Annotated in this window: 17 protein-coding genes and 1 pseudogene; 2 read left to right on the top strand and 16 right to left on the bottom strand. The window is 67.8% G+C overall.

What is annotated here, in order from left to right; genetic code table 11:
- Nucleotides 1–189 precede the first annotated feature (189 nt).
- A pseudogene (locus tag C2L80_RS01570) lies at nt 190–450 on the top strand (asparaginase domain-containing protein); the annotation flags it as partial.
- 223 nt (nt 451–673) lie between these two features.
- On the opposite strand, the gene C2L80_RS01575 reads toward C2L80_RS01570, so the two are convergent.
- The 12 genes from C2L80_RS01575 to C2L80_RS01630 all read right to left on the bottom strand — a co-directional run bounded on the left by C2L80_RS01575 (nt 674) and on the right by C2L80_RS01630 (nt 16,960).
- A complete protein-coding gene (locus C2L80_RS01575; protein WP_103262486.1) occupies nt 674–1,141 on the bottom strand; it encodes a zinc ribbon domain-containing protein in 468 nt (155 codons plus the stop codon).
- A 318-nt stretch (nt 1,142–1,459) separates the two neighbouring features.
- Nucleotides 1,460–1,930, bottom strand: coding sequence for a MarR family winged helix-turn-helix transcriptional regulator (locus tag C2L80_RS01580; protein WP_103262487.1), 471 nt, complete (start codon nt 1,928–1,930; stop codon nt 1,460–1,462).
- 52 nt (nt 1,931–1,982) lie between these two features.
- Entirely contained in the window at nt 1,983–2,873 is an 891-nt protein-coding gene (locus C2L80_RS01585) for a DUF2238 domain-containing protein (RefSeq protein ID WP_224759289.1), read from the bottom strand.
- A 41-nt stretch (nt 2,874–2,914) separates the two neighbouring features.
- Nucleotides 2,915–5,137 (bottom strand): ribonuclease R family protein, encoded by a 2,223-nt coding sequence (locus C2L80_RS01590; RefSeq protein ID WP_103262488.1) that lies wholly within the window; start codon nt 5,135–5,137, stop codon nt 2,915–2,917.
- Between the two features lie 3 nt (nt 5,138–5,140).
- A complete protein-coding gene (locus C2L80_RS01595) occupies nt 5,141–6,421 on the bottom strand; it encodes a S41 family peptidase (protein WP_087196336.1) in 1,281 nt (426 codons plus the stop codon).
- A gap of 16 nt (nt 6,422–6,437) precedes the next feature.
- Nucleotides 6,438–7,343 (bottom strand): permease-like cell division protein FtsX, encoded by a 906-nt coding sequence (gene ftsX, locus C2L80_RS01600; RefSeq protein ID WP_103262489.1) that lies wholly within the window; start codon nt 7,341–7,343, stop codon nt 6,438–6,440.
- A complete protein-coding gene (gene ftsE / locus C2L80_RS01605) occupies nt 7,336–8,178 on the bottom strand; it encodes a cell division ATP-binding protein FtsE (RefSeq protein ID WP_103262490.1) in 843 nt (280 codons plus the stop codon). Before ftsE ends, ftsX begins: the two co-directional genes overlap by 8 nt.
- 55 nt (nt 8,179–8,233) lie before the next feature.
- Nucleotides 8,234–9,199, bottom strand: coding sequence for a transketolase family protein (locus C2L80_RS01610; RefSeq protein ID WP_103262491.1), 966 nt, complete (start codon nt 9,197–9,199; stop codon nt 8,234–8,236).
- A gap of 2 nt (nt 9,200–9,201) precedes the next feature.
- Nucleotides 9,202–10,032, bottom strand: coding sequence for a transketolase (locus C2L80_RS01615; RefSeq protein ID WP_092197250.1), 831 nt, complete (start codon nt 10,030–10,032; stop codon nt 9,202–9,204).
- Between the two features lie 181 nt (nt 10,033–10,213).
- Nucleotides 10,214–11,308 carry a peptide chain release factor 2 gene (prfB, locus tag C2L80_RS01620; RefSeq protein WP_087196328.1) on the bottom strand — a complete coding sequence of 365 codons (1,095 nt, stop codon included), beginning with the start codon at nt 11,306–11,308 and terminating at the stop codon, nt 10,214–10,216.
- Between the two features lie 4 nt (nt 11,309–11,312).
- Nucleotides 11,313–14,135: a preprotein translocase subunit SecA gene (secA, locus tag C2L80_RS01625; RefSeq protein ID WP_087196327.1), complete on the bottom strand. Its 2,823-nt coding sequence runs from the start codon at nt 14,133–14,135 to the stop codon at nt 11,313–11,315.
- 227 nt (nt 14,136–14,362) lie between these two features.
- Nucleotides 14,363–16,960, bottom strand: a complete 2,598-nt coding sequence (locus C2L80_RS01630; RefSeq protein WP_103262492.1) for an ATP-binding protein — start codon at nt 16,958–16,960, stop codon at nt 14,363–14,365.
- Nucleotides 16,961–17,262: 302 nt separating this feature from the next.
- Between C2L80_RS01630 and C2L80_RS01635 the strand changes: the two genes are divergently transcribed.
- Nucleotides 17,263–18,237, top strand: coding sequence for a P1 family peptidase (locus tag C2L80_RS01635; RefSeq protein ID WP_103262493.1), 975 nt, complete (start codon nt 17,263–17,265; stop codon nt 18,235–18,237).
- Nucleotides 18,238–18,686: 449 nt separating this feature from the next.
- Here C2L80_RS01635 and rsfS read toward each other — a convergent pair whose 3' ends face one another.
- From rsfS to C2L80_RS01655, 4 genes are read right to left on the bottom strand one after another with little or no spacing between them, the layout of a single operon-like run.
- The gene (rsfS, locus tag C2L80_RS01640) at nt 18,687–19,115 is read right to left on the bottom strand and encodes a ribosome silencing factor (RefSeq protein WP_087196322.1); all 429 of its coding nucleotides are present in this window, start codon (nt 19,113–19,115) and stop codon (nt 18,687–18,689) included.
- Complete coding sequence (gene yqeK / locus C2L80_RS01645; protein WP_087193657.1) at nt 19,112–19,738, bottom strand: bis(5'-nucleosyl)-tetraphosphatase (symmetrical) YqeK; 627 nt, start codon at nt 19,736–19,738, stop codon at nt 19,112–19,114. Before yqeK ends, rsfS begins: the two co-directional genes overlap by 4 nt.
- Nucleotides 19,735–20,406: a nicotinate-nucleotide adenylyltransferase gene (gene nadD / locus C2L80_RS01650; protein WP_087193658.1), complete on the bottom strand. Its 672-nt coding sequence runs from the start codon at nt 20,404–20,406 to the stop codon at nt 19,735–19,737. The genes yqeK and nadD overlap by 4 nt, the downstream gene beginning before the upstream one ends.
- Entirely contained in the window at nt 20,407–21,696 is a 1,290-nt protein-coding gene (locus tag C2L80_RS01655; RefSeq protein WP_103262494.1) for a glutamate-5-semialdehyde dehydrogenase, read from the bottom strand.
- Nucleotides 21,697–21,788: the final 92 nt, after the last annotated feature.

Genomic DNA, 21,788 nt, shown 5'->3' on the forward strand with positions numbered 1-21,788 from the left:
AGTCGCTTTTGAACTTGCGCTCAAACCATAGCAAAATGCTTAGCAGTATCGAATGGACTGTTCCCCACCAAATAACAAGATGAAGGGGCATTTATAAAAAGGCCACTAGTTGTCGCGAGAGAAATAACCGTTTCGGAGGAAGGATACTGGGATATCCCCTCCCTTGCAGGATAAGAACTCGCACGCAACGTATCTGAGGCCATGGGAATTTGCGAGCTGGACATCATACAACCATCGAATATCGACAATGCGAGCATACAGCCTGCAAACCAAATGCACATCCACGATGTTATTATCGGCAGCCACAACTGCCATGACAAGCTCATGGTGCTGCACGGCACGAATACCGCATCCTACACGGCGACCGCGCTCTCCCACCCCATCAAACACAGCGAAAAAATCCATCGCGCTTGTCAGCTCGCGGCAGCCTATAGACAACCCATTTACTAATGCCAAACTCAATCTCCTCCGAGATCTCGTCTACACGCTGAATGACGCCTCGCGAGATGTCTTCGCCATGCTCGGCGACAAGATTCTCCTCGGCACGCACGTACGTCGCGGTCAAGAAAATTCTTGCGAGTCCCGAATTCGCTGCTAATCGAGGAATTCGGGACTCGCAAAACAGCAAAGCTTACTGGTTGATTTCCGCACTCTGCCGATATCTCTTGCGCGGCTACTCGTTCTTCCACCGTTTAAGATTCGGCAGAATCACCCCGAGGAGCGACACCGATTCGTCAAGGGTCCAGCCCATTGCTTCGGCCATGCGGGGAGCGCATTCCTCTATCATGGATTCCATGTCGGTTTCGTAGGTGTAGTCGCCGTTGTCGTAGCACCAACGGCAGAATTCCTCCGTCTCCGCCCCGTCAACTTCGTGACCGTGCTGGCCCGGGCCGGTGAACATCATCCCGCAGCTTTGGCAATAGTGCTCGGGCATCGCGATGAGTTCGGTGATGGGAACCTGCAATGCGACCGCGATGAGCTTGATCATGTCGATCCCCGGTGCCGTCTCGCCGTTTTCCCACCGCGAAACAGCCTGTCGGGTGACGAAGAGCTTCTTTGCAAGCTCTTCCTGCGTAAGGCCCCGCTCGCAACGCAAACGGGACAAAGCGTCCTTGATGGACAGCGGTTCTTCGGCAAGCATAAGCGCTCCTTTGCGGAAAAGGCTTCGACATAGAAGTCAGGTTCGACGCGGAAAGCTTCGGTTGCGGCCGACGCAAACAGTATCCAACGCGCAAACAGGCGAAGCAAGCAACAAGCTGTTGCGTCGAGGCATCGCCGCGCACGGAGGCGCGCACGCCGCGCCGCCCGCCGCTCGCGCGCTGCCGACAGTGCCACTACGCGCGGGCCCGCCTTGCCGAACCGCCGAAAACAGCGAGGGTTCAAGTGTTTCACGTGAAACACTTATCGCAATGTAGTGCGATATTGGAACAAATGTTTCACGTGAAACATTCCGACTCGCTCACGCGCGCGCGTCGAAGAACGCCCTCACCTTCGCCAAAGCCTCGGCCAGCACGCGCTCTTCCTCCTCGGTGAGGTCGGCAAGCGCCTCGTCGATCATCTGACGGTGGAACAGGTTGTGGGCGCGCAGCACCTGGCGGCCCTTTTTCGTCAGCGACACGAGCACGACGCGCCGGTCGTCCTCGAAGCGCGAGCGCTCGATGAACCCCTTGCGCACCAGCTTCGCCACCGCGGTCGTGAGCGTGGCCAGCGTCACGCCGAGGCGTGCGGCCACCACGTTCATGGGGTTGCGCTCGTGCAGCCCCACGGCCACGATGGTGTGCACCTCGGTGATGGTGAGGCCGTGCGTGAGCCGGTTGTCGAGCGAGCGCTCCTCGATGCGCAGGATGGAGTTGAACGTGCCGGACAGCAGCTCGTCAAGCTCCTCCCGACGCCTCCGCGACGCGTCGGCCCCCGCGATCAACTCGTCCATCCCGCACCTCCTTCCATCCGTTAGGCGCATCATAGCGCAAAAGGTTAGATTATCAAAGTATTCGCCCGCTCGCAGCCCCATCGGAGCAGGCGCAGGCATCATCGCCCTCGCCTTCCGCGCCAAGACGAAGGCCCGCGCGCCCCACCTCCTTCGCATCCTTTCCCTCGCCGTCCTCCGAAAACGACAAAACGGGCACGAAGCGCTTGACGAAGCCGCCCTCCCCCTTGCTTTCGAGATAACGGTAGCCGATAACCGCAAACACGAGCGCTCCCACGAAGTTCACGAGCAGATCCTCCATCGTGTCGATAAGCCCGATGTCCAGATACCCGCCCAGCCCCAGGTCCTGCCCGTTCACCGCAACGGACTCGATGCCGTCGATGCGCGCGGGGTGCTGCGACCCGTTCGGATCCAGAAGCGTGCTCGAGATCGCCGCAACGACCGTGTCCTTCTGCATATCCAACCCGAACAGCGCATCCATCCCGAACTCGAAGAACTCCCAAAGCACCCCGATGGTCATTGAGAAGCAGAAGGCCACCGCCGCGCAGAAGAACGGCGACAGCGAGAACGCGATACGCTCCGAGCGGTTCAGAATGGAGACGAGCGCAAGCCCGACGGCGGCCGCCAAAAAGCCGTTGAACGTGTGCAGCAGCGTGTCCCAGAACGGGAAGAGCGTGTAGAAATGGAACAGCTCGCCCAGTATCTCGGCCGCGAAAATGAACAGCGCGATAACAACCTCGAGCGTCTCTGGAATGGTGATGCTGAAGCTCACCTCGATGAACGGCGGCACGAGGAACAGCACGAGCGTGAGCAGGCACAGGAAGAACGCCTCGTAATTGCCGAACGCGAGCGCGGCCGCAGCACAGGCGAGCACGATCAGGCGCAGCGCCACGTACAGGGCGAATGCGCCCTTATGCCGGCGTATGCGCCGATCCAGAGCACGCACGACCCCCCCCCTCGAGCGATTCGCCGCTTCCTTCCCCCTCCTCACGGCCTCCTCCCCTTCCTCTCGATGGTCGCGAGTTTGAAATCGAGGCGGCACGAGCGCGCGTCGGCGTCCGTCAGCACGACGGCAAGGCGCTGCCCGAGCCGATAGGATGTCCCGCTGTCCTGCCCCGTCAGCCGGTGCCGCGCAGCATCGAGCTCGAAACACTCCTCCCCGAGCGCCCGCAACGGCACCAGCCCCTCCGCCGTGTTATCGAGGCGCACGTACAGCCCGTAGGCGGCCACGCCGGACACGACCGCCGAGAACGTCTGACCCACGAAGCCCTCGAGGTACTCGACGATCTTCATCTCCTGCGACTCGCGCGCGGCCCGTTCGGCCACGCGCTCCATCTCGGAGGAGTGCTCGGCGACCCACGGCAGCGCCGCAACCTCCTCGTCGAAGCGCGCAGGGCGCCCTCCGATGAGCGCTTTCAACATGCGATGCACCACAAGATCGGGATAGCGCCTGATGGGAGAGGTGAAATGCGTGTAGGCCGCGCTGGCGAGGCCGTAGTGGGGCCCGCACTCGGGCCGGTACACGGCGCGTTTCATGGAGCGCAGCAAAAGCGACGACACAAGCCCGCCTTCGGGCCGCCCCGCACTCGCGGCGAGCGCCTGCTGCAGCGCATGCGCCTCTCCCTCCACGAACGCGCGCGCATCGATGTCCGAAAACCAGGGGAACTCCTCGAACACCTCCGCGAGCCCCGCAAGGCCGTCGGCCGCCGGACGCTCATGAATACGGAACAGCCCGGGCGATCCCGCGTCGCGCAGGTGCGCGGCCACCGTCTCGTTCGCGAGGATCATCGCCTCTTCGACAAGCGCGGTCGCATCGGTCTTGCGGCGCAGGTCCACCCCCGCGGGCCGCCCCTCGGCATCAAGGCGAACGCGCGCCTCCACCGTGTCGAAGTCGAGCCCGCCCGCGCGCTCGCGCGCCCCCTGCCGCGCCTTCGCGATGCGGGAGAGCTCCCGCAGCCGCCAAGCGACATCCTCCTCAAGGCCCGCAGGCTCGGGGGAGCCGACGGCACGGACGCGGATGTCCCGAAGCGCCTCGGCGGCATCGGAGCCCGCGAGCATCCGCCCCGCCTCGTCGTAGGTGAGCCGCGCATTGGAGCGGATGAGCGCCGGGTACAGCTCGAAGGCCACGAGCCGCGCCGCCTCGTCCAGGTAGAGGTCGAGCGTCATCGTGCGGCGCACCGCGCCGGGCCGAAGCGAGCACAAGTCGCCCGAAAGCTCCTCGGGCAGCATCGGGATCACGCGGTCCGCCAAGTACACGCTCGTCGCCCGCCGCCGCGCATCCACATCGAGCGAGGAGCCCCACGCCACGTAGTGAGACACGTCGGCGATGTGCACCCCGAGCCGCCACCGCACCGACGCGGGCGCGCGCCCCTCCACGAACCGCATGCCGGAAGACGCCCCTCCCCCGCGCGCTGGCTGCTGCGACGCGTCGGAGAGGACGCTCGCCTTTTCCGAATGCGAGCCGACGGCAAACACGCCGGACGCCTTGCCGCCTTCCGAAGCGACAAGCTCCAGCGATATCGCGTCGTCGAAATCCCGCGCATCGGCCGGATCGACGGTGAACGCGAAGCGCTCCCTCAGATCGCGGTACCCTTCGGCCAAGGCGCCGCCCGCATCGAGCTTAGCCGAGCGCGCCTCGGCGAACGCGCCTTCGGAGAACGCCGTCTCCAGCTTGTGGCGCGCGATAACCACGTCGATGGAAGCGCGCGTCTCGTCGGCGCGGCCAAGCACCTCCTCCACGACGCCGGTGGCCGCGGCGTTGCGCGACGGGAACGTCGCGATGCGCACGCGCACGAGCGACCCGTCCTCGATGTCAGGATTGTCGGCGCGCATGGTGAACACGTCGTAGGGAATGCGCGGATCCTCGGGCACGATCACGCCGAACGGGTCGGCCACCTCGTAGCGCCCTACGAGCACATCGTGCGCACGGTCGATAACGCGCACGACGCGCGCGGCAGGGCTCTCCTGCGCGCTTCCGCGCCCCGCAGCCGAGCTGCCGCCCGCGCGCACCCGGCCCTCTCGAAAGCCTCGATCAGGCAGCGGCGCCAACTCCACGAGGTCGCCGTCGAACGCGCCCGCCATTCTCGATTCGGGAACGAAGAACGCGCCCTCGGCCGTCTGAACGAAGCCGAAGCCGCCCGCGCGCACTGAGAGCACCCCGCGCGGGTTCGCCCGCGGACGGCGCCGCGTATGGGATCGCACGCGCCCCACGCACTACTCTTTCACGAGCGACTGGGCCGTCTCGATCGCAAGCGCCTTCTGGTTGTCCTCGCCTTCGGCCAAACCCATCGACACATCGGGCGCGACGCCCGCCCCGTCGATGTCGTGGCCGAGCGGGCTTTTGTAGTACGCGGCCGTGTAGCGCAAAGCCCCACCGAAGCTCAGATCGCGCGTCACCTGCACCGACCCCTTCCCCAAGGTCGTCTCGCCCACAAGCGTCGCGCGCTGGTTGTCCTTGAGCGCCGCGGCGAGCACCTCGGCAGACGCCGCCGTGTTGCCGTTCACGAGCACCACGAGGGGCTTGTCGGTCGCAAAGCTTCCGGTAGCCACCTTCGTCGACTCGTCCATCTCGCGCGTCTCGATCTTCACCACAGTGCCGCTCTTCACGAACAGGCTGGCCACGTCGACGGCCTGCGTGAGGTAGCCGCCGGGATTGTCGCGGATGTCGAGCACGAACGACGTGGCCCCTTGCGCCTCAAGATCCTCCACGGCGGCCCTCACGAGGTCGTCGGCGTTCTGCGTGATCTGCTTGAGCTTGATGTAGCCCACCGATCCTTCGAGCGCATGCTCCACGTTCTTCACCGTCGCGTTCGAAATCGGAAGCGTCGTGGTGTACTCCTCGCCGCCCTCGTCGTCAAGCGACGCGGCCCGCCTCCACGTGATGACCACGCTCTCCCCCTCGTCGCGCCGAAGCGCCGCCGCCACCTCGGTGGTGGTCCAGTCGTGGTCTCGGTCGCCGTCGATGGCCACCACGAAATCGCCCTCGAGCACGCCGGCCGCCTGCGCAGCCGAGCCTTCGAACACGTCTACCGCGTAAGCGCGCCCGTTGTACTCCGAGAACAGCACCCCCACGCCCGCGTACCCGCCCGAACTGTCCTGAACGAGCGCCGCATAACGCGCCGCGTCGTAGTAGCGCAGGTACGGATCCTCTGTGGTGTCGGCCAGCGCGCCCAGCAGGTTTGTCGTGGCCATGGACAGATCGTAGGAATCGAGGCTGTCCTCCTCGATGATGCCCTCCACCTCCGCGACGCGCGCTCCGAGCGAGTCGTAGGTGTCGCCCGATGCGGCAGAGCCGACGGCGCGATCAGCATCCACCACGAGCGACGAGAAGCCGAGCGCTTCGAGCAAAGGAGACTCGCCGCGCACGAAGAAGCCGACAGCGAAAGCGGCGCTCACCGCGATGACGACGGTGAGCGCCTTGGCAAGTCGGACGTTGCGCGCACGCGCCCTGCGTTCGGACGCCGCGAGCTTCGACGTGTCGGTGTGCTTGGCCATGGTCGGAAGCGAAAGCCTACACCTTCAAGTAGCGCCGCATGGCCAAAGCGGAGCCGAGCAAGCCGATGACCAGGCCCGCCGCCACCAGCACGGCGTAGATGAACAGGAACGCCGTCGTGTTCAGATCAAGCGGCAGGAACATGAGCGCGCCTTGGATCTTCGGCAGCGCGAAACGGCGCAGAAGTTCGATCGTCCCCACGGCCAGAAGCGATCCGATGATGGCGTGCAGCGCGCCCTCCATGAGGAAGGGCCCGCGGATGAAGCCGTTCGACGCGCCCACGAGGCGCATGATGGCGATCTCCTTGCGGCGCGCCAAAATGGCCAGACGTATGGTGTTGTTGATGAACACCATGGCCACGAACACGAGCAGGGCCACGAGCGCGACGCCGATGTAGCGCACGGAGCTCGTGAGCGCGAACAGCCGGTCCACCGTCTGCTGGCCGTACACAAGCGACTCGTCCACCGTGTCGTAGCCGTAGATCTTCTGGTACGTGGCGTTGCCGCGGATCTCGTCGGCCACCTGCTCGACGAGCTGCGGATCAGACAGTTCCACGTCGATGGACGCCGGCAGCGGGTTCACGCCGTCGAGCGTGTCGATGATGTCGGAGGTCGTCGAGGAGCGGAAGTTCTCAAGCGCCTGGTCCTTCGTCGTGAAGCTGACGGAGGCCACGCCCTCAAGGCCCTCGATGTCGCTCTCGACCTTCTGGATGTCGGCCTCGGAAGCGTCGTCGGCCACATAGGCCGTGATGGACACCTCGCTCTCCACCGACGACACCACCTTCTCCACGACGAAACCGCCCACGAAGAAGATGCCGATGATGAGCAACGACAGGAAGATGGTGACGATGGAGCCGAGCGCCGTCGACAGGTTGCGCGTGAAGCCCTTGAGCGACTCGCGGATGAAGTAGAAGAAGCTAGACATCGAAACCGTACACCCCCCGATCCTGGTCGCGGGTGAGATGCCCGCGGTCGAGCGCGATGACGCGGCGACGCATGTTGTCCACCATCTCGCGGTCGTGCGTGGCCACGAGCACCGTAGTGCCCGTGCGGTTGATGCGCTCGAGCAGGTCCATGATGCCGCGGGAGGTCTGCGGGTCGAGGTTGCCGGTGGGCTCGTCGCACACGAGCAGAGGCGGGCGGTTCACGATGGCGCGAGCGATGGACACGCGCTGCTGCTCGCCGCCGGAGAGCTGGTCAGGGCGCTTGTTCAGCTTGTCCTGCAAGCCCACGAGGCGCAAAACCTCGGGTACCTGCGTCTTGATGACATGGCGGCTCTTGCCGATAACCTCGAGCGCGAAAGCCACGTTCTCGAACACGGTCTTGTTCGGCAGGAGCTTGAAGTCCTGGAACACGCAGCCGATGTTGCGGCGCAAATACGGCACGCGCCAGTTGCGCATGGTGCTCAAATCCTCGTCAGCCACGTAGATGTGCCCCTGCGTCGGCTTCACCTCGCGGATGAGCATGCGGATGAAGGTGGACTTGCCCGAGCCGGAGTGGCCCACGAGGAAGATGAACTCGCCCGCGTAGATCTGCAGCGAGATGTCGTTCAAGGCCGGTTTGTTGGGCTGGGCCGGATACACCTTCGTCACATGGTCGAACGTGATGACCGGCGTGCCCGTCTGCTGCGGGATGTCGTCGACCTCCACGACCGGCAGCGAGGCAGACAGCTGCGACGTCGTCTGACGCGCCGGAGCCGCATGGGCGCCGCCGCGTCGCGCGGGACGCGCAGGAGCCCCTTGGCTGATGTCGTTCGTCACAGAATGCTCCGTTCAAATAGTGATGTACTGAGACGCGTCGATTCTAGCAGAAGCGCTATCGGCCCATAACCCTCTTCACAGCTTCGACAATCGCCCCCGATCCCAGGCCGAAATAGTCGAGCAGCTCCTCGAACTCGCCGGATTTACCGAACGCGTCGCGCATGCCCACGAACTCGGCTGGTGCGGGCAGCCTGCGGGCGAGGACCTCGGCCACAGCCGATCCGAGGCCGCCATGCACGCTGTGCTCCTCGGCGACGACGACGCGGCCGGTCTTGCGAACGGACGCGAGGACGGTCTCCTCATCGAGGGGCTTCACGGAGAACGCGTCGATCACCTCGACGTCCACGCCCTCGGCGGCAAGCGCCTCGGCGGCCTTAAGCGACTGCTCCACCTCCACGCCGCATGCGACGACGGTGGCATCGGCCCCCTCGCGCAGCACGTAGGCGCGCCCGAGCTCAAGCTCCACGCCGTCCGCGTAGACAGCCGGCACCGACGCGCGGCCCATGCGCACGTACACCGGACCCGGCGTGGCGGCCGCCAAGCGCAGCGCGGCGCGGGCGGCGGCATAGTCGGCCGGCACCAACACGCGCATGTTCGGCAGCCCGCGCATGAGCGAGATGTCCTCGAGCATTTGATGGCTGCCGCCGTCCGGCCCCACCGAGATGCCCGCATGCGTGGGGGCGATCTTCACATCCAGGTTGCTGTAGCACACCGTGTTGCGGATCTGGTCGTAAGCGCGCCCCGTGCCGAACACGGCGAACGAGCCGGTGTAGGCCACATGACCCGTGATGGCCAGACCGGCCGCCACGTCCACCATGTTCTGCTCGGCGATGCCGCAGTTGAACAGGCGCTCGGGATACCCCGCGTCGGCAAGCTTCTTCGTGGTGGTGGAGCCGGACAGGTCGGCGTCCACGGCCACGACGGGCAGTCCTTCGCCCGCCAACTCCGCGAGCGTCGCGCCAAAGGCGGCGCGGGTGGCGCGCTTGGCAGCGCGCTCGGTTTCGTTCGCCAGCTGAACCATGCCTACTCCCCCTTCTTTTCGGCGGCGCCCAGATCGGCGAGCGCAGCCGCCAACTGCTCGGCGTTCGGAGCCTTGCCATGCCAGCCGGCCTGCCCCTCCATGAACGACACGCCCTTGCCCTTCACCGTGTGGGCGACAAGGACGCACGGCCTGCCCGCGCGCTCGGCCTTCGCGGCGCGCAGCGCCTCTACGAGCGCGGGGATGTCGTGCCCGTCCACCTCGCGCACGCTCCATCCGAACGCGGCGAACTTCGCGCCGACGTCGCCCGGATCGCACACGTCGGCCGTGTCACCGTCGATCTGCAGATGGTTGCGATCCACGATGGCCACGAGGTTGTCGAGGCCCCGATGTGCGGCGAACATGGCCGCCTCCCACACCTGGCCCTCCTGGCACTCGCCGTCGCCGAGAAGCGCGAACACCGTCTGGGGCTTCCCGTCGAGCGCAAGGCCCGCCGCGGCGCCGGCCGCGATGGACAGCCCCTGCCCGAGCGAGCCGGTGGACACCTCAACGCCGGGCAGCTGGTTGGAATCGGGGTGGCCCTGCAGACGGCTTCCCAGCTTGCGCAACGTCATAAGCTCCTCGCGCGGGAAATAGCCCGCATGGGCGAGCGCCGCGTAGAGCGCGGGCGCCGCATGGCCTTTCGCGAGGATAAAGCGGTCGCGGCCTTCCCAGCGCGGGTTCTGCGGATCGTGCTCCATAGCACCGCCAAAGTACAGCGCGCACAGGATGTCCACGCACGACAGCGACCCGCCCGGATGCCCGCTGCCCGCCTCGGCGATCATGCGCACGATGTCGACGCGCATATCCCTCGCCCGTCGTTCAAGTTCGGTCATGCTGGTCCTTTCCCCGTGAGACACGTTGCTGCGAACAGTGTAGAGCAACACCGCCCGATTTCCTACACGAACACGCCACGTTGAACGCAAAATCCCCGGCTGGCGCAGCTGATCGGCGAAGAATGCCCTCGCGCCCCGCAGCGTCAAGCGCCTCCGCCGGCCGCCAGGCCGGCGGAGCGCGTCATTGCGACACCCTCCAACGATGATAGCCTATGACGAACTCGTCGAGGTCGCCGTCCAAAACGGCCTCGACGTTGCCCGTCTCGATGCCGCTGCGCACGTCCTTCACCATCTGGTAGGGATACAGCACGTAGTTGCGGATCTGGCTGCCGAACGTGGAGTCCATGCGCTCGCCGCGCAGCTGCGCAAGCTCCTCGGCGCGCTTCTGCTCCTCCAGCTCGTAGAGCTTCGCCTTGAGCACGCGGAAGGCGGCCTCTTTGTTCTGCAGCTGGGACTTCTCGTTCTGGCAGGTCACGACGATGCCCGTGGGCAGGTGCGTGAGGCGCACGGCCGAGTCGGTGGTGTTGACGCACTGGCCGCCGGGTCCACTCGAGCGGTACACGTCCACGCGCACGTCGGCAGGGTTGAGGTCCACTTCGATGTCGTCGGGCAGCACGGGCAGCACCTCCACGCCGGCGAACGTGGTGTGGCGGCGCTTCTTGTCGTCGGTGGGGCTGATGCGCACGAGGCGGTGCACGCCGTTTTCGCTCTTGAGCATGCCGAAAGCGTTGCGGCCCTCCACCTGGATGGTGGCCTTGTCGAGGCCGATGCCTTCGCCGGGCACCACGTCGAGGATCGTGACCTTCCAGCCGCGCTTCTCGGCGTAGCGCGTGTACATGCGGTAGAGCATGTCGGTCCAATCCTGCGCCTCGAGGCCACCCGATCCGGGGTTCACCGTGAGGATGGCGTCGCCGCCGTCGAAGCGCTCGCTGAACCACGAGCTCACCTCGAGCGCGTCGAGCAGCCCGTCGAGCCGAGCGAGCGCATCGTCCGCCTCGGCGGCGAAGGCCTCGTCCTCGGCCGCAAGGTCGAGCGCCGCGCGCGCATCGTCGAGCAGCGCAGCGGCCTCCTCGTACTCGGCGATGGTGTCGCGCAGCACGCTCGCCTGCTTCGACACGCTCTGCGCATGCGCCGCGTCGTCCCAGAATCCGGGTTTGGCGCTCTCCTCGTCGAGCCGCGAAAGCTCGGCGCGCTTGTCGTCGATATGGAGGTAGCCGCGCGCGGCATCGACGCGACCGGCGGCCTCCTCCAGGTCCCTCTCGGTTCTCTCGGCCATCGTCCTACTGATCCCGTCCATGACATTTCTTGTACTTGAGGCCGCTGCCGCACGGGCACGGATCGTTGCGGCCCACGTTCGCGAAGGGGTCGTCCTTGTCCTTCACGTAGGTCTGGGGCTTCGCCGGCGCCGGTTTAGGCGGCGCGGCGGGAGCGCCCTGCGCCCGCGCGCCGGCCGCCTGGGCCCGTTGACGCGCAGCGGCGACGCCCGTCTGCTCGAGCGCCTGCTCGGGCGAGGAGTAGCTCACCTTGCCGTCGAGCGGGCTCTTCTCTTCGGCGAGCGCCGGCTGCTCCGGCTTCGCAGCCACCTGCAGGCGCAAGAGCGTGCGCAGGTAGTCCTCGTACATGCCGGCTGTGAGGTTCTGGAAGGCGTTGTAGGCCTCGTTCTTGTACTCGACGAGCGGGTCGCGCTGGCCGAACGCGCGCAGGCCGATACCCGCTTTCAGGTAGTCCATCTCCTGGAGGTGCGCCATCCAGCGCGTGTCGATGATGCGCAGCATCACCTGGCTCTCGAGCATGCGCATCGTCTGCTCCCCCAGCTGTCCGGCCTTCTCGGCGTGCACCTGCTCGAGGTGCTCGGCGATGGCCTCTTCCAAAAGCGCCGGATCGTCGTCGTGATCGACCTCGGCCACCGAGAAGTCGGAGCTGCCCGTCATGGTGGACACCCACGTTTCGACGGCCTTCACGTCCCAGTCGTCGCTCGGAGCCTTCGCCGGGCAGTTCTCCTCGACGACGGCGCCCACGGCGTCGCGGACGATCTCGGGGATGCGCCCCTCCATGTCCTTGCCGTCCAAGATGGCGTTGCGCTCGGCGTAGATGGCCGCGCGCTGCAGGTTCATCACGTCGTCGTACTCGAGCACGTTTTTGCGGGCGGCGAAGTGCATGCTCTCCACCTGGCGCTGCGCGCCTTCGATGGCCTTCGACACCATGCCGGCCTGGATGGGCATGTCCTCGGGCATGTCGGTCTTCTCCATCATGCGGGCGATGGAGTCCATGCGATTGCCGCCGAACAGGCGCATGAGGTCGTCTTCGAGCGACAGGTAGAACTGCGTCACGCCGGGATCGCCCTGGCGGCCGGCGCGGCCGCGCAGCTGGTTGTCGATGCGGCGGCTCTCGTGACGCTCGGTGCCGATGACGGCAAGACCGCCCGCCTCGATGACGCGGTCGTGCTCCTCGGCGCACACGCGCTTCGCCTCGGCAAGGGCCTCGGCGCGCTGCTCGTCGGTGGGAGCGGGCGTGGCGTCCTCCTCGCCTTCGGCGGGAACGGCAGCCGGATCGCGGTCGGGGTCGAGGCCGCGCGCGCGCAGCGCGTCGTCGGCGAGCACCTCGGCGTTGCCGCCCAAGAGGATGTCGGTGCCGCGCCCGGCCATGTTCGTGGCGATGGTCACAGCGCCCACGCGACCAGCCTGCGCGATGATGTGCGCCTCGCGCTCGTGGTTCTTCGCGTTCAAAGTCTCGTGCTTGATGCCGCGCTTGTCGAGCAGACGCGAGAGCTTCTCGGAGCTTTCGATGGACACCGTGCCGATGAGGCAGGGCTGGCCCTTCGCGTTGCGCTCGGCCACGTCGTCGGCCACGGCGTTGAACTTCGCCTCCACCGTGCGGTAGATGAGGTCGTCCTCGTCCTTGCGGGCCACCGGGCGGTTCGGCGGGATGGCCACGACCGGCAGCTTGTAGATCTGGCGGAACTCCGCGTCCTCGGTCATGGCCGTGCCGGTCATGCCGGAGAGCTTCTCGTAGAGGCGGAAGTAGTTCTGCAACGTGATGGTGGCGAGCGTTTGGTTCTCCTCGCGCACGAGCACGCGCTCCTTGGCCTCGACGGCTTGGTGCAGGCCCTCGGACCAACGACGCCCCTCCATGATGCGGCCGGTGAACTCGTCGACGATCTTCACCTCGCCGTTCGCCACCACGTAGTCCACGTCGCGATGGAACAGAAACTGCGCCTTCAGGGCCTGCTGCAGGTGGTTCGCCAGCTGCCCTGACGGATCGGCGTAGATGTCGTCGATGCCGAGCATCGCCTCGATCTTCTCAAGGCCGCTCTCGGTGGCGTTGATGGTCTTCTTCGCCTCGTCCATGTCGAAGTCCTCGCCCTCGCGAAGCCCTACCATGACGCGGGCGAACTTGTTGTACGTCTCGGCCGCCTGCGTGCCCGCGCCCGAGATGATGAGCGGCGTGCGCGCCTCGTCGATGAGGATGGAGTCCACCTCGTCGACGATGGCGAAGTGATGTCCGCGCTGCACGCGCGACGCCGCGCGCGTCACCATGTTGTCGCGCAGGTAGTCGAAGCCGAACTCGCTGTTCGTGCCGTAGGTGACGTCGGCCTTGTAGGCGGGCACCCGCTTGTCGGGGCGCATGCCGTTCTGAATGAGGCCCACCTCCATGCCGAGGAAGCGGTAGATGCGCCCCATCCACTCGCTGTCGCGGCGGGCGAGGTAGTCGTTCACGGTGACGATGTGCACGTTGTTTCCGGACAGCGCGTTCAGATAGCCCGCAAGCGTGGACACGAGCGTCTTGCCCTCGCCGGTCTTCATCTCGGCGATCTGCCCGTCGTTCAGAGCCATGCCGCCGATGAGCTGCACGTCGAAGTGGCGCAGGCCCAACGTGCGCACCGACGCCTCGCGCACGGCCGCGAACGCCTCGGGCAGGATGGCCTTGAGATCCTCGCCACCCGCGGCCCGCTCGCGCAGCGCCGCCGTGAGCGCACGCAGCTCGTCGTCGCCTTTCGCCTGCATCTCAGGCTCCAGGCCGTTGACCTTGTCCACGACGGCCTGATAGCCCTTCATCTGCTTGCCCTCGCCGAGCGTGAGGAGTTTGGAGAGGAAACCTGCCATGTACGTGCCATCCTTCTTGCGGCCAAAGCGCATACGCGCTTATCAACGGTAGAATATACAGCATGTGCCACTCTAGCATAACGCGCCGCGCATCTGGGGAAAATCCATAGGGGACGCACCGCCGCGCCGTTCGCGACGGCGCGGCGGCAGGGACGAAGGGAGACCCCGCGCACGGAACCGATCCCCCTTCTTGCGCGCCCGAGGGCGCGGGGCCCCGGATGCGCACGTCACTCGAAGGCAGCCTCCGTCTCGATGATGCTGTGGTAGAGGCGCATCGTCTCGAGCGAAGGGTCGATCCCCAGCCCGTCGGCGAGGAACCGGCGGCAGGAGAAGTACGTCTCGAGCGCCGCCGTGCGCTGTCCGGCGGCGATCTGAGCTCCCATGAGCGCGGTGTAGGCGTCCTCGCGCGTGTGGTCGCGCTGGAGCGCGGCGCGGGCGAACCACAACCCCTCCTGCGCCGACCCCGCGTCGACGAGGCGGGTGGAGGCGCTCACGAGCGCGTCGACGAGGCGGCTGCGGTAGTCCGTCCGCAAAGCGGCGATGGCCTCGTTGTCGTCGTCGCTCGGAAGCAGGTCTTCGGAGAACCGCTCGTCCACCTGCGAGCACACGTGCGTCCACCCGCCGAAGCTCGGCGGCTCGAACAAGAGGCTGCGACACACCTCCTCGAGCTGCGTCACGTCCGTGGACAGAAGGCGCGCGTCGAGCCTGAGGCCGTTCTGCTGGCGGATGAGGTAGGGGCACGACCCCTCGGGGGTGGTGAGCGCGCGGCGCAGCATCGACCAGATGCCGTAGAGGTTCTTGCGCGCGGCCTCGAGGTTGCTGTCGGGCCACATCAAGCTGACGAGCTTGTCGCGCGAGAACTCCTTGCCGCGGTTGAGCACGAGCAGCGCGAGCAGGGTCTTGACCTTCTGACGGCGAAGCAGCCGCACGTCGACGGGCTCGTCGCCGATGCGCACCTCGAGGCCTCCGAACAGGTTGACGGTGAGCAGCGGCTCGGAAGGGGACGCAGGGGAATCCACGGCGAGGTCGCGCCTGAACGCGTCGGGATGCGTCGCCGCGAACGAGCGCCGCCGCCTCGCGCGCTCGCGCTCCTGGCGCTCGAAGAGCGCGCGCTGGCGATACAGCTCCATCTCCATCGAGCGCACGGCGTGAGCAGAGCGCGCGTCGAGCGCGGGCTGCGCCACGACGCCGCGCTCGCAGGCGCGCTCGAACGAGGAGCCCGCCGCAGCGTCGAACAGGCCGAGGGGCTCCTCCGAACACGAGATGCGCGCACGGACGATCGAGGCCACGCGCTCGACTGCGGGAGACGCGACCGGAGCGGACGCAGACCCTGCGGCGAGCGGATCCGAGGCGACCCCGTTTGCGGAGGGCGACTCCGACGCGCTGCGCAGAACCCAGGCCGCAGCCTGGGCAATCGCCGGCCCGCGCACACCGCTGTCGTACCAAGAAAGCCACGCTTCGGCTCCCTGCGCAGACGAAAGATCGAGGGCCGCCCGAACCGAGACGGACGCCGCCCACGGATGGGACGGGCCGTCCTCCCCTCCTTCGGACATCCGCGCGAACGCCGCGACGAGATCCCGCGCGCGGCGGCGCTCTACTCCGTCGGCGCATGAGGAGAGCACGAGCGCCGCGACGGCGCGCTCGCCCGGATCGGCAGCGGGGTCGCCCGCCACGCGGCGGGCAGAGGAGCACGCCGCGCGACGGTCGCCCAAAAGGGCGCGGCGGCACGCCTCGTCCGCCTCGAGCCTGGCGCTGCGACCGACCGCCTCGCCGCCGAGCGCCCGGTACGCCTCGCACGCCTCCACGAGGCAGCACGCCCCAAGCAGCTCTCTTCCGCGGTCGGCGAGCCATGCCGCGCAGGCCTCGCGCGAGGCGAGCGTCCGCACCGCGCCGCATGCGCGCCCGAACCTCCCGCGGGCCGCGAGCGCGTCGGCCGCGCGAGACGCGAGCGCGTCGCGGCCCGAGAACGGAGAGCGCTTCGCGAGCGCCCCGAGCCTCGGAGAGAACGCGGAGGCCACCTCCTCGACGGAGAACCGCGCGCAGGAGAACCGCCCTCGCCGAAGGTCGACGCCGAGGTGCGGGTAGTGCTCGGAGAAAAGCTCGGCCTGGTCGTCGCCGAACGGGCCGAACGCCGCCACGTCGGAGAAGGAGCCGTTCTCGAGGACGGCCATCGCGAACATCGACAGCAGCACATCGCTCGGAAGCTCCTCGCGCAGCGCCCCTTCGAGAAACCCCGGCCCCTCGGAGGAGGCCCAGGCGATCCCCGCGACGCGCTCGGCCCGAGCGATGTCCGCAGCGGGGCGCGCCGCGCGCTCGGCGGCCGTGCGCGGCCCGTCGATCTCAGCATCGCTGAGCAGCAGATCCTCAGCGGAAAGCCGGACGCGGTCGCGGTGCCGCGCGAACGCATCGCATGCGGGCGAGCAGGTGACGAGCACCTCGCAACCGCGTTCGAGCAGACGGTCCATGTCGGAAGAGAGCGCGTCCACCCGCGCGGGATCGAGCGGCGGCACGTCCTCGATCACGACGAGGAGCGGCTCGCGATCGGCTTCGAGAAGCGCCTCAGCCACGATGCCGCGGTCGAGATCACGCAAAAAGCAGGGGCTTCTCCCGTCGAGCCAGGCCACGTGCTCGAAGCGATACACGGTGTCGGCGTACTCCAACGCGAGGGCCGTCTTCCCGTACCCGTCGGGAGCCACGACGAAGCGCGCCACATGCCGCTCGCGCAACAGCTTCGCGATGAGGTCGGGACGGGGGAATATCCGGCGTGCGGCAAGGTGCTGGGGCCGACGGCCGCGGCAGGCGGCCTTGGCGAGGAAATCGGGCATGCGAACCACTCCTATCTTGAGGAGAGGTGCACGACGACCCGAAAAGGGGCTTCACTGTACCACCCCCGTCGCAGCGCCGCAAGCCGACATCGGTTCGTCTTTCCCAAGGCGAGGGACAGGCAGCGCGACATGCGGTCGACCGCGACGCCGATCGGACGAGGCGGCAAGATCGCGCGAGGCCCCGTTTCTCCGCGCCCGTGCCCGACAGCCCCCGCCTTCGTCCGCGCCCTCGCTCGCGGGTGGCTCGAAAAGAGCGGAGGTGTACAATGGACGCCGGAAGCCCCTCCGAGAAAGGACGCCCCATGTTCCAACCCGCCACGCTCGCCGATCTGCCCGCCTTCCGCTGCGGGCACGCCCACGACCTGCGCACCGCAACGGGATGCACGGTCGCCATCGCGCCCGAGGGGGCCGTCTGCGGCGTCGCCGTGCGCGGCGGCGGTCCGGCCACCCGCGAGACGGACCTGCTCAAGCCCGAGAACATGATCGAGGCCGTGCACGCCGTCGTCCTCTCGGGCGGAAGCGCCTTCGGACTGGCCGCGAGCACCGGCGTCATGGACGAGCTGGCCGCGCGCGGCATCGGGTTTCCCGTCGAGAGCGCGCGCGTGCCCATCGTTGTGGGGGCCTGCCTTTTCGACCTGCTCGTGGGCGAGAACGCGCATCCCGACGCCGCGATGGGGCGCGCGGCTGCGCGCACGGCGTTCGAACGCGACGCCTCCGAGCCGCTCGCCGAAGGCAACGTGGGCGCGGGCTGCGGCGCCAGCGTAGGCAAGCTCCTCGGCAAGGAGCACGCCATGAAGGCGGGGTTCGGCCTGTGCGGGCTGCGCATCGGCGCGCTCGCATGCGTGGCCATGGTCGCGCTGAACGCCCTCGGCAACGTGCGCGGCGAGGACGGCGCCTGGATTGCGGGCTGCCGCGGCAAAGACGGACGCGTCATGGATCCGCTCGCCGCCTTCGCTGACGCGGCCGCCCCGCAAAGCCCTGCGGCCGGCCCGTGCGCCAACACGACCATCGGCCTCGTCCTCACGAACGCATGCCTCACGAAAGCCCAGGCCACGAAGGCATCATCCGTCGTCCATGACGCGTACGCGCGCGTCATCAAGCCCGTGCACACCTCGGGGGACGGCGACACGGTGTTCACGTTCGCCTCAGGCGAGGTGGAGGCCGACTACGACATGGTCGCCGTGTTGGCCACCGAGGCCATGCAGAAGGCCCTCGTCCGCGCCGCGACCCAGGCCGAGGCCGCCTACGGGCTTCCGGCATCAGACGGCCTTTCCTAACGTCGCACCGTCGATCGCCCCGTCTCGGGAAGCCCGTCGGAGCCGTGCATCCTCCGGCTGTCGCTCGCGGGCGCTCTGCCTCGCCGAACCGCCAGCCTCCGGCCCGCGCGCGTGCAGGCATCTCGCGCAGCCCGCAGCGCCCCGGCAAACGCAGGAGCAGACCGCCGCCAAGAAGGCCGGAGGCAGCGCCCCTCGAACGAACGGGATTCGATGGCAACCTGACGAATCCCGTGCGACGCGCGCCCGTCCTCGCGCAAAACCGACCAGCCGAGGATTCCGAACAGCGATGCAGGCCCGCCCCCCATCGTGTGCAAGCGGTCGAGCGGCAGATTCGCCCCAGCGCCGACGCGACGACGTGAAGGCGTCATCGACGCGAGAAACCGGGGAGAAAGAGCGCCTCGTCCGGCAAGACGGCAGACCCGATCCGCGAGAGACGCCCCGAAGCCCGCCTAAGCGCGGCCGAGCAGCTTCGCGATGCGGTCGGAGTACTCGATCTCGTCAAGCCCCGCCTCGGCGGCCAGATCCACCACCGGCGCGTCGTTCCACAGCGCCTCCAGGCGATAGTACTCGCGCGTCTCGGGCTGGAACACGTGCACGACGAAGCTGCCGTAATCGAGCAGCGACCACGTGCCGTCCTGCGTGCCCTCGCGATGGAGCGGCTTCATGCGCGCCTGCTCGCGCTCGGCCTCTTCGATCTCGTCCACGATGGCCTCCACCTGGCGGCTGTTCGCCGCCGTGGCGATAACGAAGTAGTCCGTCACGCCGATGAGGTCGCGCACCTCCTGCACCATGATGTCGGTGGCCTTCTTCCCATCCGCCGCACGCGCCGCGATGAGGGCGCACTCTCGCGAAGTCGGCTCGATCGTCGTCTCGCTCACGCTGCTCCTTTCTCGCCCGCCGCCGTGCGCAGTCGGGCCACGTAGTGGTTCCACACCTCCACCGTCGCCGGATGAAGGCGCTTTCGACGCTTCACGAGCGTCAGCAGGATATGCTCGAACGTCATCAGGAAAAGCTCCTCGAGCGGCACCTTCCCCGCCGCCGAGCGCAGCTCGTCCAGCCCGCCGAACGCGCGCTTGGGCTCGATCGCGTCGGCGACGTAGACGATCATGTCCAAATCGCTCATGCCCGTCGCCGCCGCGGTGTGCCGCTCGATCGCCTGCAGCACGTCGGCGGGGATGCACGGAAACTCCCGTCCGAGCGCCGCGGCGGCCGTCGGGCCGTGCAAAAGCCGCGGCATCGTCTCGAGCACGAGCGGATCCACGTCCACGCCCAGGTCGCGGGCGCGCTGGCGGATCTCGTCGTCGGAGTGCTCCTTGTCCCAATCGTGCAGAAGGCCCGCGAGCCGCGCCTTGCGCACGTCGGCGCCGTACGCCTCGGCGAGCGCGGCCGCCGTGTCCGATACGCTGAGCACGTGGTCGAAGCGCCGCGGCTTGAGCCTTTCGGCCAGGTCGCGCTCGCGCGCTGCAAAGAACTCCTCTGAAAGCGCATCGGTCTGCGTCATCGAGGCCCTCCTTCCCCGTCGTCTCGGTACAAGCGCTTCTCCCGAATATAATCGAAGACGCGCTGCATCGTCAAATACCTGATCGACGCGCCCGCCGCCACGCGGCGGCGCAGGTCGCTCGACGAGACGGCGAGCGAGGTGATTTCGAGGTAGTCGACGGCGAAGTTGCCGCGCCCTTCGATGAGGGCGCGCCGCTCGTCCGAGAGCGCGTATCCGGGCCGGGTGACCGCGATGAGGCGCGCCAAGTCGGCGATGGCCGCGCTCTCGCGCCAGGCCACGATGCTCGCCACTGCGTCGGCGCCTGTGATGAAGCGCAGCTCCACGTTGTCGGGGTAGTGGGCGCGCAGCTGGCGCAGCGTGTCAACCGTGTAGGTGTCGCCGCCGCGCTCGATCTCGATGGCGCTCACGTCGAACGCGGGGTTGCTGCGCGTGGCGAGGCGGCACATCTCGAGGCGGTCGGCCGCCGGCGTCACGGCGCGGTCCTTCTTGAACACGGGGTTGCCCGCCGGGATGAACACGACCGCAGCCAACTCGAACGCCTCGCGCGCTTGCTCGGCGCATGCGAGGTGACCGATGTGGATGGGGTCGAACGTGCCGCCCATGATGCCGAGCCGCGCCGGACGCCCGTCCGCGCCCAGGTCGTCGAAGCGCTCGCAGATCGCCGCCACTTACGCCCTCACCTGGCCCGTTCCGCGCAAAACGTACTTGTACGAGATGAGCGCGTCAAGTGCGAAGGGGCCGCGCGCGTGCAGCTTCTGGGTGGAGATGCCGATCTCGGCGCCCAGCCCGAACTGCCCGCCGTCGGTGAACGCCGTCGAGGCGTTCGCGTACACGGCCGCCGCGTCCACGCGCGCGAGGAAGCGCTCGCACGCCGCCGCGTTCTCGGCCACGATGGCCTCCGAATGATGCGTGCCGTAGCGGTTGACGTGGTCGATGGCCGCATCGACGCCCTCCACGCACCTCACCGCGATCTCGGGAGCCAGATACTCCGTGGCCCAGTCATCCTCGTCGGCGGCGACGAACTGCCCTCCCGCCTCAAGCCCCGCCTCGCGCGCGAGCGCCGCCGCCTGCGCATCGCAATGCAAAAGCACGCCTCGCTCGGCCAGCGCCGAGAGGATGGGAGGCAGAAGCGCGTCGGCGGCCGACGAATCCACCAGAAGCGTCTCGGCCGCGTTGCACACGCCGTAGCGGCGGCACTTCGCGTTCAGCACGATGGCGCGCGCCTTCTCCGCGTCGGCGCTCTCGTGCACATACACATGGCAGTTGCCCGTGCCCGTCTCGATGACCGGCACCTTCGAATGCTCCACGCAGTGGCGAATGAGCCCTGCGCCGCCGCGCGGGATCAGCACGTCCACCACCCCGTGCAGCTGCATGAGCGCGTCGGTGGCGGCGCGGTCGGTGGACTCGATGGCGCCGATGCAGCCCGCCGGCATGCCCGCGGCCACAGCCGCGTCGTGCAGCACGGCTGCGATGAGGGCGTTCGAGTGCGCCGCCAAGCTGCCGCCGCGCAGCACGGCCGCGTTGCCGGACTTCAGGCAGATGCCCGCCGCGTCCGCGGTCACGTTCGGCCGCGCCTCGTACACCACGGCCACCACGCCGAGCGGCACGCTCACGCGCTGAAGCTCGATGCCGCTCTTCAGCACGCGCTCCTCCTGCACCCGCCCCAGCGGGTCGGGCAGCGCGATCAAGTCCTCCAGCGCCGCCGCCATGGCGTCCACGCGCCCCGCATCGAGCATCAGGCGGTCGAGCAGGCTCTCCTTCGTGCCCGCCGCGCGCGCCGCCTCCATGTCGCGCTCGTTCGCCTCCACGATGGCGCCCGTCTGCGCACGCAGCGCCACCGCCATCGCGGCAAGCGCCGCGGCGCGCTCGGCCGCGCTTTTCTGCGCGAGCGCCGCACTGGCCGCACGCGCCGCGCCGGCGACGCGCCGCGCCTCTTCCCAAGCCGTCTCTTCGACCATGCAACCACATCCTTTCGCATTCGCGCGAAGCGCGAAACCAACCGCAGAGCCCTCCCGCATCGGCGAGGGGCGAGATGCGCAGACGCGCCGCG

The organism is Rubneribacter badeniensis, assembly GCF_002899695.1.
GTDB classification, from domain to species: domain Bacteria; phylum Actinomycetota; class Coriobacteriia; order Coriobacteriales; family Eggerthellaceae; genus Rubneribacter; species Rubneribacter badeniensis.